Below are 14771 nucleotides of genomic sequence, written 5' to 3' on the forward strand. Positions count from 1 at the left end.
GGGTGGTCCCCAATTGCTGGGGACAACTTCGGCTCTTCGAGACGCCCTTCCTAGACCGAGATTCCCGGACCGCCATTGCTTCCGAGCAACTGCTCGACGGAATTCGCATTCTTATAGTCTTGCTCGGGCAGACCATCGAAGACAGCAATCACATCGTTGCTGACACCGGCTTCGCGCGCGGCATTCACTAGTGCGTCCTTGTTGGCTGGGAACGTGGCATAACGCAGGACTTCGGCGATTTCATCGTCGATGGGTTCGTCGTTCAGGCTCTGAGTTCCGGGTGTATCCGACATGGAATTCCTATAGATGAAGAAGTGAGCGCTTCAGGTCTGTACCTGAATGGTCTGGCTTGCCATGCCGTGACTCGGCGTACGCGATTTCGGCAGCGGCACATGACGCCAGTGCGCGTGGTCGAGACTGTCTGCCGCGATTTCGGGCGCGGGCGGCGCGACCGGCCCGGCGTTCACACGCAAGGCAGCGCGCGTTGCGGCCACTACGGCCGAATCGTCAGTCGAACTCGTGTGCAGAGGCGCGGCGTAACACGACGCCGAAACCAATGCCATCGTCAACAACGTTGAGGTCTTCATCGGGCAACCCCTCCTCACGTAGGCAGCGAGAAGCATCAAGCAAAGCCTATGCCGATACGTCCCTCGCGCACCGTTCATGCGTAGATGCCAATGAAGCAGACCTCGCACGGGCGCAACGAGCGGTGCTCGCGCGCAAACACTTCGCGTGATTTCTAACTTATGAATAATCCGCTTCCACCCAGCGTTGCGGATGGGCATGCGCCGCGAAATTGCACAGCCGCGCACTTTCAGCGCTGCGTCGGATTCAGACGGAAGTATGCGTCGAGAAGAGAGGTTTTGTACACGACACCGAGCAGCAGCGGTTCGCTCTTTTTTTCGATGACAGGAAGCCGCTCGCCCTGAAACGCGAGGAAGTGCTGCAGTGCTTCGCCGAGCGACATGTCGGGTGTGAGCACGTCGAATTGCGGCTGGAGGTAATCGGCGGCGGTACGCGCGGATGTGTCTTGCTTGTCGAGAAGATCGGACGTGATGTCCTTGAGTGCGACCACACCGCGAAAGCGCCCCGCGTCATCCACGACATACAGATACTTCACGGAATATTCGAGGAACACGCGCGTCATGTCGTTCACGTTCGCATCGAGCGGGACGACGGTATCGGGCGGCTTGACGAGTTCGCGCATCTGCGTGGCCGCGAGGCGCAGACGCTCCTTCTCTTCGCGCGTGCGACGCAGGGTGACTTCGTACATCGACGTCTGCTCGGAGGTTCGGGCAATGAAATATGCCACCACGCACGAAAGCATGAGCGGCAACACCACCGAGTACGACAGCGTCATCTCGAAGATCATGAGGATCGCCATGAGCGGCGCGTGCGTGGCCGCGGCGAGAAACGCGCCCATGCCGACCATGGCGTAGGCGAATGGCTGTGAAGTCGAATGCGGCCAGATGGCGTGAACGCCGAGACCGAAGAGACAGCCGAGCACGGCGCCGACGAAAAGCGTGGGCGTGAAGATACCGCCTACCGCGCCCGAGCCCGCCGTCGCGGCGGTGGCGAGGAGCTTGAAGACGAGCACCAGCAAGAGCGCGGACCACGTCCACGGCTGATGCAGAAGCGAGTTCACCACTTCATAACCGTTGCCCCAGACTTCGGGCCACCAGATCGAAATGACGCCGACGATCAGTCCGCCGAGCGCGAGACGAATCGGCAAGGGCAACGGCAACTTCGCAAAGCGCTTGCGCGACTCTGCGAGCAGCCGCAGGAAGTGTGGCGCGAGCGCGCCGCACAGCAAACCGAGCACGACGAAGAGCAGCACTTCGAGGCCCGCGATGGGCGGAAACACCGGCATTTGGTAAGGCGGCCGATACCCGGCGAACTCGCGCATCGTGATGTTGGCGACGACCGACGACACGACGATCGGCCCGAAGCTCTCCATGACCATGGAGCCCAGCACGATTTCGGTGACGAAGAACGCGCCCGCGATCGGCGCGTTGTATGCGGAGGTGATCCCTGCCGCCGCGCCGCACGCCACGAGCAGTCGCAGGCGCGGCGGATCGAAGTGGACCCAGCGTCCGATAAGCGATGAAGCGAGCGCGGCGAGCTGCACCATCGACCCTTCGCGGCCGATGGAGCCGCCGCTCGTGATCGTGAAAAGCGACGACAGGCTGCGCCAGATGCTTTGCCACACGGGCACGACGCCATCGCCGATGGTCACCGCTTCCATGTAATCCGTGTTCGCGTGCTTGTCTTGACGAACCCGTGCAACGATCAAACAGAAGCCCGCGATGAGCCCGCCCGCCGCTGGCAACACGATACGCAGCGGCCACGGCAGGCTTTCGGCCATCTTGACGAAGTTGCCGGGTTCGCCGCCGAACGCCCGTTGCAGCGAATCGATGCCTTCACGAAACGCCGATGTCGCGAACGCGCCCGCAACGCCGACGACGACTGCCCAGATGAGCATGGTGTGCGCATCCGACAAACGGAAGAGTTGTTGAGCGCGCGTGCGCAGCCGAAGCAGGAACGAAAGCACGGATTATCGTGGAAAGCTTAGAAGCAAATGGAATAAGGCCGACGCAAGGATAGCATTGCGCATCATCCGTCCACTTTCGAGCGCGCGAAAAAAAGCCCGGCTATCGAAGACAGCCAGGCTTTTCAAGTGATGCATCCAGCGCTTCGGTCTACGCGCTCACCACTTCGGCGCGAACGAAGGATTCGCGTTGCGCTTGCCTTCGTCGAGCTTGTCGATCTTCGCGATATCGTCGGCGTCGAGCTGGAGCTTTTGCGCATCCCAGTTGATCTGTTGATGCTCCGGATTCGTCGATGCCGACAGCACCACGATATCGTGCGCCAGAAGCCATGCGAAGGTCACTTGCGCGGGCGTCGCGCCGTGCTTCTTCGCGATGGCCTTGATGGTCATGTCGTTATGCGCGCGGCCTTCGCCGAGCGGCATATACGCGGTCACTTTCACGCCGAGCCGTTGAGTGGCTTCGACCAACGCGCGGTTCGCGAGGAACGGGCTCACTTCGATCTGGTTCGTCACGATCTCCTTGCCGCCCGGCGCCTCGAGCGCTTGTTCGAGCAGCGGCGCGGTGAAGTTCGACACGCCGTAATGACGGATGAGGCCGAGCTTCTGCGCTTCCTGAAACGCGCCAAGCGTTTCGGCGATAGGCACCGCGCCCTCGGGCGACGGCCAATGCACGAGCGCGAGATCGATCGTGCCGATATCGAGCTTTTCGTGACTGTCCTTGAGACTCGCGATCAGCTTGTCTTGCTGCAGCCGGTCCCACCAGACTTTCGTCGTCACCCAGACGTCTTCGCGCGGAATGCCTGACTCGCGCACGCCCGCGCCGACGGCGGCTTCGTTGTTGTAGAACTGCGCGGTGTCGATATGACGAAAGCCGATCTGCAATGCGCTTCTGACGGCTTCGGTGGTCTTCGCGGCATCGACACGGAATGTACCGAGGCCGAAGGAGGGAATCGTTTCGATCATGCTGGCTCCTTGTTTCGTTGAGGCGATCAGTGAACTCAGTGACACGTCTTACTTCGCGTCCTGATCGAGTTCGGGATAGTGCCTGAAAATGCCGGATTCGTTGAACGGGATGCGCCGTTCCGAATCGACATAAGCGGCGATATTGGGCCGTTGCAGCACGGCGTCATGCAGCGCCGCGACACGCGGATAGTGCTTGCCGAAGGTCTTCATCGCGCGCGGGAAGGCGTAGTGCAGGCCATCGACGAGCTGAAAGACGGAGAGATCGACGTAGGTCGTCGTGTCGCCGACCATTTGCGTGTCGCCGTGCGGATTCTGCTTCAGCACGCGCTCGAAATAACCCATGAATTTGGGCACGCGCTGGTCCAGGAAATTTTTCGAGCGCGTTTTCGCGGCTTCTTTCTGGTCTTCGTAATAGAGATCGGTCGCGAGCGGATGATGCGTGTCATGCACTTCCGCGACGATATCCGCGATGGTCAACTGCAAGCCATGCGCTACGTAGCGCAGGCCTTCGTCCTTCGGCGCGAGCTTCAGCTTCGGGCCGAGATACAGCAGGATATTCGCGACATGCGGCACGATCAGATCGCCGTCCTTCAGAAACGGCGGCGCGAACGGAATGTGCGGCTCGGTCTTGCTGCCGAGGAGCTTCATCATCGCGTCCATGCCTTTCTTCGAACGCGCGACATCGATGTATTCGGCGCCCGCGTCTTCGAGCGCGAGGCGCACATATTCGCCCCGGCCTTGCAATCCGTCCCAGTAATAGAGTTCGTAAGCCATGCGTGGGCTCCTTGTCAAACGTGCCGTGCTTTTGTCGCCATGCGCGGCGGATGCTTGGGTTGGCAAGTTAATCGCGTGCTGCTTGCCGCGGGTCGAGCACGCGAACGAGTGTTCAGGCGAGCAACACGCGTACCCGCTTGGGGCCGTGGCGGCGCGGGCCGCGATGTAAAATGAATCCTTTGCTCGAGGGCCGATTCGCGATGCCCGTCAGAGAGCGAACGACTTCGAAGCGGAGAGAAGATGGACAAGCAAGGCTTCACCACTGGCATCGTACACGGCGATCGTGACGCGGGCGTCGAGCATGGCGGCGTGCGTCAACCCATCCATACGTCGGTTCAGTATGGCTTCGAACGCGTGGAAGATCTCATCGGCGTGTTTCAAGGCACGAAGAAGGGCGGGTTCAACTATGCTCGTCAGGGCACGCCGACCACTGCGGCGCTCGAGCGCAAGATCACGAAGCTCGAAGGCGGCGCGGGTTCCATCTGCTTCAGCACCGGCATGGGCGCGATCTGCGCGGTGTTTCTCACGCTTCTGCGCGCGGGCGATCATCTCGTGTCGAGCCAGTTCGTCTTCGGCAATACCAATAGCGTGTTCGGCACGCTGCGCACGCTCGGCATCGAAGTGACGGTGGTCGATGCAGGCGATGTCGCTAACGTCGCCAACGCGCTCAAGGCCAACACGCGCATGGTGTTCGTCGAGACCATCGCGAATCCGGGCACGCAGATCCCGGATCTGAAGGGTATCGGCGAACTGTGTCGCGAACGCGGCCTCGCTTATGTCGTCGATAACACCATCACGTCCGCGGCGCTTTTCAGGCCGAAGGATGTCGGCGCGAGCCTCGTCGTCAACTCGCTGACAAAGACGATTGCGGGACACGGCGCGGCGCTCGGCGGTGCGGTCACGGACACGGGCGTCTTCGACTGGAGCACGTACCCGAATATCGCCGATGACTACCGGCGCTCGCCCGCGAAGGAGCAAGGGCTTCTGCAGATTCGCAAGAAGGGTCTGCGCGACATGGGCGCGGCGTTGTCGTCCGAGCAGGCGCATCAGATTGCGCTGGGCGCGGAGACGTTGGCGTTGCGAGTCGGCAAGAGCAGCGATAACGCGCTCGCACTGGCGCAGTTCCTGGAGAAACACGAAGCGGTGGGTCGCGTGCTTTATCCGGGTTTGCCGAGTCATCCGCAATATGAAGTCGCGAAGAGTCTGTTCAAAAACGGCTCGTGGCTCTTGTCATTCGAGTTGCGCAATCCCGAACGCATGATCGACTTCGTCAACGCGCTGCAGATCCCGATCAAGGCGACCGGTCTCGGCGATACACGCACGCTCATCATCCCCGTTGCACCGACCATCTTCCACGAAGCCGGTCCGGACGTACGCCGCGCAATGGGCATTTCGGACGGCATGCTGCGCTTGTCGCTGGGTATCGAGGATATCGACGATCTCATCGCCGATTTCGAACAAGCGTTGAAGCACGCGTAAGCCGCGAAAGCGGGCTTCGAATGCAAAAAAGCCGTCGGTTCAGTCGACGGCTTTTTTGTGTCCAGCATCGATACGATCAGCCGAAAAGACGCTCCACACCATACGTGATCGCAAGTCCACCGCCGATCAACCATGCATACAGAATCGCGCCGGTTGCAATCGCACGCGGACCCGCTTCGCGAATCTGCGCGATGCGCGTTTCCATGCCGAGTGCGGTCATCGCCATGGTGAGCGCAAAGGTATCGAGCGTGTTGAGCGTGCTGGTCGCGCTGGCGGGCAACACGTGCAGCGAATTCACCACCACGAGCGCGAGGAAGCCGAAGGCGAACCAGGGCACCGCGAGCTTGCCCGTGCCGCTTTGTGCGCTTTGATCATGACGCTTGCGATTGATCCAGAAGCCGACCACGAGCAGGACCGGCACGAGCAACATGACGCGCGTCATCTTCACGATTGTCGCGATATGCGCCGCTTCCGGGCTCACGTTGCTTGCCGCGCCAACGACCTGCGCGACTTCGTGAATCGTGCCGCCGAAGAAAAGGCCCGTGCCGAGCGTGTCGAGATGCAACCAGCCTGCGTGAATCGCGAGCGGATAGAGGAACATGGAGAGCGTGCCGAACAGGACCACGCTGCCAACGGCCATCGCGCTCTTGTGGGGCTTCGATTGCAAGGTCGATTCGAACGCGAGCACGGCCGCGGCGCCGCAGATGGCGCTGCCGGCGGCCGTGAGCAAGGCGGTATCGCGGTCGAGCTTCATGACCTTCATGCCGAACCATGTGCCGATGGCAAGCGTACTCACGACCACCAGCACAGATACCGCGAAACCCGACAGCCCGACGTGCGCGATTTCTTGCAGACTCACGCGCAACCCGAAGAACGCCACCGCGATGCGCAGCAATTTGCGCGCGGAGAAGTTCACGCCCGCCGCCCAGCTTTCGGGCATGCCGTGGCGCAGCGCGTTGCCGTAGATCGTCCCCGCGGCAATGCCGACGATCAACGGGCTGATGCCCAATCCAGCGATGAACGGCAGCGCGGACAGATGCGTCACGGCTGCCGCGAACAGCGCGACGAAAAGAATTCCGTTGAGCTGCCCACGCGTGGACGATGCTTCGGCGATTGACGGTGCGGCGGGTACGGCGGACATGGGGCGTCCTTTTGAGATTGCGTTGCGATGTGCTAATCCTAAATCCCTCATATGCATATGAAAAATCGTGATTTAGGATGCAATGTATCGGTTGATCTGATATTTTTGCAAGATGACCCCGGATCAGCTGATAACCTTCGCTACTGTTGCCGAGCACGGCAACATCAGCCGCGCAGCTATTGCGTTGCATTTGTCGCAGCCTGCCGTGTCGGGCCAACTTCGACTTTTGCAGGACGAATTCGGCGAATCGCTGTATTTGCGCGACGGCCGGGGCGTTCGCCTGACCGCAGCCGGCAAACAGCTGCTCGTCCACGCGGAGCGTGTGCGCGAGAGCTTCCGGCAAGCACACGCGCTGCGGGACGCGTTGCGCGGGCTCGAGCGCGGCACATTGCGTATCGGTGCGAGCACGACGCCCGCGAGCTACCTGCTGCCTTATCTGATCGCCGCATTCCACAAGCGCTATCCCGACGTGACGCTGACGACCATCGACGGGAACACGGCGGAAATCGTCGCTGCGCTAGGTTCGCTCGATATCGCGCTCATCGAAGGCCAGCCAAGTGGCGAGTTGCCGTCGGGCACTACGGTGACTGCCTGGCGCGACGACGAGATCGTGGCTATCGTTCCGCGCGGTCATCCGCTCACTGAAAGACAAAACGCCACGTTGGATGAAATCGGCGGCTATCCGCTCGTGCTGCGCGAAAGCGGCTCGGGCGTGCGGCAGATCGTCGAGCGCGCGTTCGCCCAGGGCAAGGTGGCCGTGCGCGTCGCGCTCGAAATCGCGGGCGTCGAGGGCGTCAAGGAAGCGGTGCGGGCGGGCATGGGTATCGGCTTCGTCTCGGCAATGTCGATCCGGCATGAGGACGGCATGCTGCAACGCGTACACGTCGGCCCGGCGCCGCTCACGCGCCGCTTTTCAATCCTGTTTCCTCATGCCGACGCGCCTTCGCGTGTCGCCGCGCGCTTTCTCGAACTTTGCCAGGACGCCTCGATTCTCGGCTAGGGAATTCCACTATGGCGCAACGCGCACCGCCAAGAGCACTATTCGTCTTCATTGGGGCGCCGCGGCGTCCTTTTCAAACAGCAGTAATGGAACCGGTTCCAACCACTAGTTTTTGTCAGTTTTCAATGGAAAAGAGGCGTGATTTCATCTGATGTTTCAAAAATCGGCATGCGCCCGGATGTCGTCGTAGTCGCCAGCGCCTTCGGCTTGGACACGGTTCGCACCGATGGTCACGCGGTGTGCGCCGAAGCCGCCGCGCGCGCTGGCGCCCAGGGTTTCGAAGTGCGCCGCGAACTTTTCGCCGACGAATCCGATGCCAGTTTCGACGCGCTCTCGCGTCTCGGCGCGCGCATCCGCGCACTCGGTTTGTGGGCCGTCCACTCGACGCCCGCAACCTTGTTTCGCGACGATGGCGCTCTCGATGACAGTGCGCTCGCCCAGGCCATCGGCGAGGCACATGCGCTGGGCGCGCGCATCGTGAAGCTGCAATTGGGCGGCACGGAACGCGGCGTTGCGACCGATGCGGCAACGCTCGATCGGTTGCTGAACGCGGTGGCGTCGTCACCGGCGCGGGTGGTCGCCGAAAACGGCCAGTTGAAGGCGGGCGGCACGATCGGCGCGTTCGAGGCGTTGTTCGCGGCTTTGCCCGCGCAGGCGCAAAACGGGCTTGCGATGACCTTCGACACTGGCAACTGGCGCTGGCCGGATCAAGACCCGCTCGATGCCGCCGTGCGTCTCGCGCCGCACGTGGCCTATATCCATTGCAAGGCAGTGACAGGCGAGGGCGCGCGACGTTTCGCCATAGCCCCGTCGCAAGACGATGCGCACTTCGCCGCGCTCCTCGCGCAATTGCCGCGTGACGTGCCGCGCGGAATCGAATATCCCTTTCTCGACGCCGATGACGCCGCCGTTCAGGTCGCGCGTATCGCGGCATTTTGAATACAAGGTACCGCATGCAATCACAACGAAACGCCCTCGACATCGTTACGTACGGCGAGGCGATGACCATGTTCGTCGCCGCCGAAACGGGCAATCTGGCAAAGGTCGGCCAGTTCACTAAACGCGTCGCGGGCGCGGATCTGAACGTGGCTATCGGGTTGTCGCGGCTCGGCTTCAAGGTGGGCTGGATGAGCCGTGTCGGGCGAGATTCCTTCGGTCAATACGTGCTCGATGTGCTCGCGGCCGAAGGTATCGATGCGCGCCGCGTGAGTATCGACGAGCGCTATCCGACTGGCTTCCAGTTGAAGGGCAAGTGCGACGACGGCAGCGATCCGGCAGTCGAATACTTCCGCAAGGGCTCGGCCGCAAGCCATCTTTCGCTTGACGATTACGCCGCTGATTACGTGCTCAACGCGCGGCATCTGCACCTGACGGGCGTGGCGCCAGCCATTTCCGCGAGTTCGCGTGAACTGGCTTTCCACATGGCCCGCGAAATGCGTGCAGCAGGCAAGACTATTTCCTTCGATCCGAATTTGCGCCCGACACTCTGGCCGTCGCGCGACGCGATGGCGCAATCGCTCAACGCGCTCGCGGCGCTTGCCGACTGGGTGCTGCCGGGTGTGAGCGAAGGGTTGACGCTGACGGGCTACGAGAAACCCGAGGACATCGCGAAGTTTTATCTCGATCAGGGCGCGAAAGGCGTGGTCGTGAAACTGGGCGCATACGGCGCGTATTTCCGCACCGTCGATGGCGATGCCGGCATCGTGCCCGCGGTGCCCGTCGCGAAGGTCGTGGATACCGTCGGCGCGGGCGATGGCTTCGCGGTCGGCGTAGTGAGCGCGCTGCTCGAAGGCCGCGACGTGCGGCATGCAATCGCGCGCGGCAACCGCATCGGCGCGCTGGCGATTCAGGTGATCGGCGACAGCGAGGGCCTGCCCACGCGCGCCGCGCTCGACGTGCTCGAAGCGCAGGATGTGGGCGCTGCCCTCGACGCCGCGTGATCCTCAGAGACTCAATCGAACTGTGTTCGGAGACAACCATGCAAGCATCTTCAACCCCGACTCTCGCCGTGCGCCGCTGGTGGATGATCATGCCGATCGTCTTCATCACGTATAGCCTTGCATATCTGGATCGCGCGAACTATGGCTTTGCGTCGGCGGCGGGCATTAATCAGGATCTGGGCATCAGCAAGGGACTGTCGTCGCTGATCGGCGCGTTGTTCTTTCTCGGCTACTTCTTCTTTCAGATTCCGGGCGCGATCTACGCCGAACGCCGCAGCGTGAAGAAGCTCGTCTTCTGGAGCCTGATTTTATGGGGCGGTTGCGCCGCGCTGACGGGCATGGTGAGCAACATACCGTCGCTGATGGCGATCCGCTTCGTGCTCGGTGTCGTCGAAGCGGCGGTGATGCCCGCGATGCTCGTCTTCATCGCGAACTGGTTCACCAAGTCGGAGCGTTCACGCGCGAATACCTTTCTGATTCTCGGCAATCCGGTGACAGTGCTGTGGATGTCGGTCGTCTCGGGCTATCTCGTGAATTCGTTCGGCTGGCGGCACATGTTTATCGCCGAAGGTTTGCCTGCGGTGGTGTGGGCGGTGATCTGGTGGTTCATCGTGAAGGACAAACCCGCGCAGGTGACGTGGCTCACGGACGCGGAAAAGAGCGATCTCGATGCCACCTTGCGCGCCGAGCAAGCGGCGATCAAGCCGGTGAAGAACTATGGCGAGGCATTCAAGTCTCCCGCTGTCATCAAGCTGTGCGCGCAATACTTCTGCTGGAGCATCGGCGTGTATGGCTTCGTACTCTGGCTGCCGTCCATCCTCAAGAGCGGCTCCACGCTCGGCATGGTCGAGACGGGCTGGCTATCCGCAGTGCCTTATCTCGCCGCGACCATCGCCATGCTGCTCGCTTCCTGGGCCTCCGACAAACTGCAGGCGCGAAAGGCCTTCGTATGGCCGTTCCTGCTGATCGGCGCGGTGGCGTTCGCGGGTTCGTATCTGCTTGGATCGAACCACTTCTGGGCTTCGTACGTCTTGCTCGTGATTGCGGGCGCGGCGATGTACGCGCCTTATGGGCCGTTCTTCGCGATCGTGCCTGAACTGCTGCCGAAGAACGTCGCGGGCGGTGCCATGGCGCTCATCAACAGCATGGGCGCGCTCGGTTCGTTCGTGGGTTCCTATGTCGTCGGATACCTGAACGGGGCCACTGGATCGCCGGCTGCGTCGTACGTCTTCATGAGCGCGGCCTTGCTCGTGGCCGTGGCGTTGACGCTGGCCGTAAAGCCGCCAGCGGTGGTGAGTCCGCGCGTCGCCGTGGGGTCGTGATGTCCAGAGCTCCAGAGCGCTGCTGCTGTCTATGCTTTAATGGAAAGCATGAACGTAGCGGCCGTCATCCACTCTTACCATGAGCCTGCAAAGGTCTGAAAACTCCATGAGCCGAAAGAAAATCGTAGCCTATAAGTCTCTGCCATCCGATGTCGAAGCGTACCTTCGCGAGCATGCGGACGTCGTGCATGTCGATCCGGCCGATCACGATGCATTCGTGGCGGCGCTCAAGGATGCCGACGGCGCCATCGGTGCGAGCGCGAAGATCACGCCCGCGATGATCGAAGGCGCGACGCGTTTGAAGGCGCTTTCGACGGTCTCGGTAGGCTTCGATGCATTCGATGTCGACGACCTAACCAAACGCGGCATCGTGCTCACGCATACGCCTAACGTGCTCACCGAATCGACCGCGGATACGGTCTTCGCGTTGATCCTCGCCAGCGCGCGCCGCGTGGTCGAACTCGCGGAATGGGTCAAGGAAGGGAACTGGAAAGCGAGCCTGGGCGAAGAAGGTTTTGGCGTGGATGTGCAGGGCAAGACGCTTGGTATCGTGGGGCTCGGTCGCATTGGTGGCGCGGTGGCAAGACGCGCTTCGCTGGGCTTTCGCATGAACGTGCTTTACATGAATCGCAGTTCCAACGAGCAAGCAGAGAAGGACTACGGCGCGAAGCGTGTCGAACTCGACGACCTCCTTGCGCAATCCGACTTCGTGCTTCTGCAAGTGCCGCTCACGGCTCAGACGCGTCATATCATCGGCGCGGCGCAGCTCAAGAAAATGAAGAAGAGCGCAATTCTCATCAACGCATCACGCGGACCGACCGTCGATGAAGCGGCGCTCATCGAAGCTCTCAAAGACGGCACGATTCGCGCGGCAGGCCTCGACGTGTTCGACAAGGAACCGCTGCCCGTCGATTCGCCCTTGCTCAAGCTGAAGAACGTCGTCGCGTTGCCGCACATCGGCTCGGCCACGCATGAAACGCGTCACGCGATGAACCTCAACGCCGCCGAGAACCTCATCGGCGCGCTCGATGGCACGCTCACGCAGAACATCGTGAATCGCGAAGTTCTCAAGCGCTGAACGCGGATCGGATCGACGGGCAGCCACGATGCGCTAACATGCGCATGCCGAGGCCAACGACAACGATGTCGATACCGCTCGCCCGATGTCGGGCGTTCGTCAAGCCATCACGACCACCATGTCCGACGATCCCACTTCAAGCAACCGGCCGCGCGTTTTCGGGGCGCGCCGCGCGACCATCACCGATGTCGCGCGCGAAGCCGGCACCGGCAAGACCAGCATCTCGCGTTATCTGAACGGCGAGACGGGCGTGTTGTCGCCCGATTTGCGCGAGCGTATCGAGGCGGCCATCGCGCGGCTGGACTATCGACCGAATCAGATGGCGCGCGGCCTGAAGCGCGGGCGCAATCGACTGTTCGGCATGTTGCTCGCCGACCTGACCAATCCGTACTCCGTCGAAGTGCTGCAAGGCGTGGAAGCCGCGTGCCATGCGCTCAACTACATGCCGCTCATCTGCCACGCGGCCAATGAAGTCGACATGGAGCGGCGTTATCTGCAACTGCTTACGACGTATCGCGTCGAAGGCGTGATCGTGAATGCGCTCGGCGTGAAGGAAGCGTTGTTGCAAGGCTTCACGCAAGGCGGTATTCCGGTCGTGCTGGTCGATCGTTCGGTGGAAGGCATCGTTACCGATATGGTCGGGCTCGACAATCCGGCGGCCGTTGCACTGGCAACCGGACATCTCATCGATGAAGGCTTCGACGAATTGCTCTTCATCGTGCAGCCCGTCACGCATGTCAGTTCGCGTCGTTTGCGCGAGGCCGCGTTTCGCGAAAGCGTGAGCGCGCGTGCTGCAAACGGCGCGACGCTCGTGATCGATCTCGCCGATGCGGCATCCACGCTCGAAGAAATCGATCGGCGCATCGAAGGTGCGCGCGCGGCGAACCGGCGCGTCGCGTTGTTCGCGGCGAACGGTCCGGTGGCTCTGCGCGTCGCGGTGCATCTCAAGGAACGATACGGCGCGGACTGGCAAGCGGGCGTGGCGCTGATGTCCATCGACGATTCCGAATGGGCGCAACTCGCCGGCATGACGACGGTGCGGCAGCCGACTTACGATATCGGCCGACGCGCGGTGGAGTTTCTTCATGAGCGGCTCGGCGGCGCGGTCATGCCGCCACGCGAATGTCTGTTGCCGGGAGAACTCGTCGTGCGCGCATCGACGACGAGAGCGAGACACGAAGCATCACAAGGAACCTGAATGGTCAGTCTAACGACGTTGCTGTGCGTGGGGTTCGCCACGCTCATCATCGCTGCATTGCCGGTCGTGTTGTACAAGCTCGCGAGGCCGCGTTTTCAGCTCGTGCCGCGCGAGGCGATACTCGGCATTGCCGTGTTTGCGCTTTTCGCCATGGTGATCGAGCGTGCGCTGCACGGCTTCATGCTGGGCAATCCGGCCACGTCCGCGTGGCTGATGAATCCCGCGGTCTTCGTGGTCTATGGCGCCATCACTGCGGGCCTGTGCGAGGAAGTGGGCCGCTTCCTGGCGATGAAGTGGCTCATCTCGCGCGAGCCCGGCGCGCTCGATCGTCCCGGTCCGGCGCTCGGTTACGGCATCGGACATGGCGGCGCGGAGGCGTGGATCGTCGGCGTGCTCGTACAGGCGCAATGGATCGTGTATGCGATCCTGGCCAACAACGGTACGCTCGATGCGCATTTCGAAAGCGCGCCGCTCGATGCAGTAGCGCGTATTCACTTGGTGCTGATGAGTCTCTCGCCTGTGTCGGCGGCTATCTTCGTGGTCGAGCGGGCGAGTGCGTTTGCGTTCCAGCTCGGCTTTTCGGCACTGATGTGGCAGATGCTGCGCGAACGGTCGCGTCATGCGCTTGGCGTGCTGATTGCGGCCCACGCGCTCGTCGGCATGCCGGCCGCGCTCTTTCAAGCGCGCCTGATTCCGCTCGCCGCCGCCGATGCCGTGTATCTCGTGCTCGGCGTGATCGTCACCGTAGCGCTCGTGCGCTACTATCGCGCCGCAGTCACGCGCCAATCCTGATTCATCGAGTATCCATGGACGACTACCAATACGACTGCCCGAGCGCGGACATCGACATGCTTGCGCATGTCATCAGCGATCTCTTCCCCGAGCAGACGCAATTCGCCGAACGCCTCGACGACGAAGGCCGTACTTCGCTGACGATTCATTACATCGCGATGCGTTTCGGTTCGACGGCGCGGCGCATTGCCATCGACGTGCGTTTCGATGCTGCCGCGCTGGCACGATATCGAGCCATGCCGGTGAGGATGCATGCTCGAAGCTATGCAGTGTTACGTGCCTATGTGGAGGCGACGCTGGGTTCGCTGGAAGAAGCATACGCGAATGGCGAGGCGGTCCCGCGGCAGCTTGAAATCGAGATGGGAGAGGATTTCGCGTGAAGGGGCAGGTTGTATTCTGTATGCCGACAGGTTGCGTTTTGTATTCGAGATTTGAGCGAGGTGGGGCGGAACGGGTGATCGATGCACATGCGAATTGGCTTTTCGCTTTCGCATCTTGCACTCGGATGTGCGTGCGCTATGCGGCTGTCCGCGTCG

The 14771-nt window shown here is 61.8% G+C and carries 15 protein-coding genes; 9 read left to right on the plus strand and 6 right to left on the minus strand.

Annotated elements, in window-relative coordinates; all coding sequences use genetic code 11:
• Positions 1 to 50: 50 nt before the first annotated feature.
• From NCR98_RS06190 to NCR98_RS06210, 5 genes are all read right to left on the minus strand, one after another.
• Complete coding sequence (locus NCR98_RS06190; RefSeq protein WP_250525759.1) at positions 51 to 293, minus strand: DUF2795 domain-containing protein; 243 nt, start codon at positions 291 to 293, stop codon at positions 51 to 53.
• A gap of 30 nt (positions 294 to 323) precedes the next feature.
• Positions 324 to 587, minus strand: coding sequence for a hypothetical protein (locus NCR98_RS06195; protein WP_244827803.1), 264 nt, complete (start codon positions 585 to 587; stop codon positions 324 to 326).
• Between the two features lie 227 nt (positions 588 to 814).
• Positions 815 to 2551 (minus strand): ClcB-like voltage-gated chloride channel protein, encoded by a 1737-nt coding sequence (locus NCR98_RS06200; protein ID WP_250525760.1) that lies wholly within the window; start codon positions 2549 to 2551, stop codon positions 815 to 817.
• 156 nt (positions 2552 to 2707) lie between these two features.
• Positions 2708 to 3511 (minus strand): aldo/keto reductase, encoded by an 804-nt coding sequence (locus tag NCR98_RS06205; RefSeq protein WP_250525761.1) that lies wholly within the window; start codon positions 3509 to 3511, stop codon positions 2708 to 2710.
• A 48-nt stretch (positions 3512 to 3559) separates the two neighbouring features.
• Positions 3560 to 4285: a glutathione S-transferase gene (locus NCR98_RS06210; RefSeq protein ID WP_250525762.1), complete on the minus strand. Its 726-nt coding sequence runs from the start codon at positions 4283 to 4285 to the stop codon at positions 3560 to 3562.
• Between the two features lie 240 nt (positions 4286 to 4525).
• Between NCR98_RS06210 and NCR98_RS06215 the strand changes: the two genes are divergently transcribed.
• On the plus strand, positions 4526 to 5764 hold the full coding sequence (locus NCR98_RS06215) for a cystathionine gamma-synthase family protein (protein WP_250525763.1): 1239 nt from the start codon (positions 4526 to 4528) through the stop codon (positions 5762 to 5764).
• Positions 5765 to 5840: 76 nt separating this feature from the next.
• Here the strand turns inward: NCR98_RS06215 and NCR98_RS06220 are convergent, their stop codons facing one another.
• Positions 5841 to 6905, minus strand: a complete 1065-nt coding sequence (locus tag NCR98_RS06220) for a YeiH family protein (protein WP_250464556.1) — start codon at positions 6903 to 6905, stop codon at positions 5841 to 5843.
• 112 nt (positions 6906 to 7017) lie between these two features.
• Between NCR98_RS06220 and NCR98_RS06225 the strand changes: the two genes are divergently transcribed.
• The 8 genes from NCR98_RS06225 to NCR98_RS06260 all read left to right on the plus strand — a co-directional run bounded on the left by NCR98_RS06225 (position 7018) and on the right by NCR98_RS06260 (position 14615).
• The gene (locus NCR98_RS06225) at positions 7018 to 7905 is read left to right on the plus strand and encodes a LysR family transcriptional regulator (protein WP_250525764.1); all 888 of its coding nucleotides are present in this window, start codon (positions 7018 to 7020) and stop codon (positions 7903 to 7905) included.
• Positions 7906 to 8073: 168 nt separating this feature from the next.
• Positions 8074 to 8844, plus strand: coding sequence for a sugar phosphate isomerase/epimerase family protein (locus tag NCR98_RS06230; protein WP_250509002.1), 771 nt, complete (start codon positions 8074 to 8076; stop codon positions 8842 to 8844).
• Positions 8845 to 8858: 14 nt separating this feature from the next.
• Positions 8859 to 9845 carry a sugar kinase gene (locus NCR98_RS06235; protein ID WP_250525765.1) on the plus strand — a complete coding sequence of 329 codons (987 nt, stop codon included), beginning with the start codon at positions 8859 to 8861 and terminating at the stop codon, positions 9843 to 9845.
• 38 nt (positions 9846 to 9883) lie between these two features.
• Entirely contained in the window at positions 9884 to 11167 is a 1284-nt protein-coding gene (locus NCR98_RS06240; protein WP_250525766.1) for an MFS transporter, read from the plus strand.
• A gap of 106 nt (positions 11168 to 11273) precedes the next feature.
• Entirely contained in the window at positions 11274 to 12245 is a 972-nt protein-coding gene (locus tag NCR98_RS06245) for a 2-hydroxyacid dehydrogenase (RefSeq protein WP_250525767.1), read from the plus strand.
• Between the two features lie 118 nt (positions 12246 to 12363).
• On the plus strand, positions 12364 to 13443 hold the full coding sequence (locus NCR98_RS06250; RefSeq protein ID WP_250525815.1) for a LacI family DNA-binding transcriptional regulator: 1080 nt from the start codon (positions 12364 to 12366) through the stop codon (positions 13441 to 13443).
• On the plus strand, positions 13444 to 14235 hold the full coding sequence (locus NCR98_RS06255) for a YhfC family intramembrane metalloprotease (RefSeq protein ID WP_250525768.1): 792 nt from the start codon (positions 13444 to 13446) through the stop codon (positions 14233 to 14235). It begins immediately after the preceding gene.
• A gap of 14 nt (positions 14236 to 14249) precedes the next feature.
• Positions 14250 to 14615: a DUF3022 domain-containing protein gene (locus NCR98_RS06260; RefSeq protein WP_250464566.1), complete on the plus strand. Its 366-nt coding sequence runs from the start codon at positions 14250 to 14252 to the stop codon at positions 14613 to 14615.
• Positions 14616 to 14771 lie beyond the last annotated feature (156 nt).

The sequence above is a fragment of the Caballeronia sp. GAWG2-1 genome (genome assembly GCF_023631405.1).
Taxonomy (GTDB): Bacteria; Pseudomonadota; Gammaproteobacteria; order Burkholderiales; family Burkholderiaceae; genus Caballeronia.

Bases quoted from the DNA above. Each gene is read 5' to 3' on its own strand.
- NCR98_RS06240 (WP_250525766.1), top strand. From the start codon at position 9,884: ATGCAAGCATCTTCAACCCCGACTCTCGCCGTGCGCCGCTGGTGGATG.
- NCR98_RS06250 (WP_250525815.1), top strand. From the start codon at position 12,364: ATGTCCGACGATCCCACTTCAAGCAACCGGCCGCGCGTTTTCGGGGCG.
- NCR98_RS06260 (WP_250464566.1), top strand. From the start codon at position 14,250: ATGGACGACTACCAATACGACTGCCCGAGCGCGGACATCGACATGCTT.
- NCR98_RS06235 (WP_250525765.1), top strand. From the start codon at position 8,859: ATGCAATCACAACGAAACGCCCTCGACATCGTTACGTACGGCGAGGCG.
- NCR98_RS06210 (WP_250525762.1), bottom strand. From the start codon at position 4,285: ATGGCTTACGAACTCTATTACTGGGACGGATTGCAAGGCCGGGGCGAA.
- NCR98_RS06255 (WP_250525768.1), top strand. From the start codon at position 13,444: ATGGTCAGTCTAACGACGTTGCTGTGCGTGGGGTTCGCCACGCTCATC.
- NCR98_RS06205 (WP_250525761.1), bottom strand. From the start codon at position 3,511: ATGATCGAAACGATTCCCTCCTTCGGCCTCGGTACATTCCGTGTCGAT.
- NCR98_RS06245 (WP_250525767.1), top strand. From the start codon at position 11,274: ATGAGCCGAAAGAAAATCGTAGCCTATAAGTCTCTGCCATCCGATGTC.
- NCR98_RS06230 (WP_250509002.1), top strand. From the start codon at position 8,074: ATGCGCCCGGATGTCGTCGTAGTCGCCAGCGCCTTCGGCTTGGACACG.
- NCR98_RS06225 (WP_250525764.1), top strand. From the start codon at position 7,018: ATGACCCCGGATCAGCTGATAACCTTCGCTACTGTTGCCGAGCACGGC.
- NCR98_RS06220 (WP_250464556.1), bottom strand. From the start codon at position 6,905: ATGTCCGCCGTACCCGCCGCACCGTCAATCGCCGAAGCATCGTCCACG.
- NCR98_RS06215 (WP_250525763.1), top strand. From the start codon at position 4,526: ATGGACAAGCAAGGCTTCACCACTGGCATCGTACACGGCGATCGTGAC.
- NCR98_RS06190 (WP_250525759.1), bottom strand. From the start codon at position 293: ATGTCGGATACACCCGGAACTCAGAGCCTGAACGACGAACCCATCGAC.
- NCR98_RS06195 (WP_244827803.1), bottom strand. From the start codon at position 587: ATGAAGACCTCAACGTTGTTGACGATGGCATTGGTTTCGGCGTCGTGT.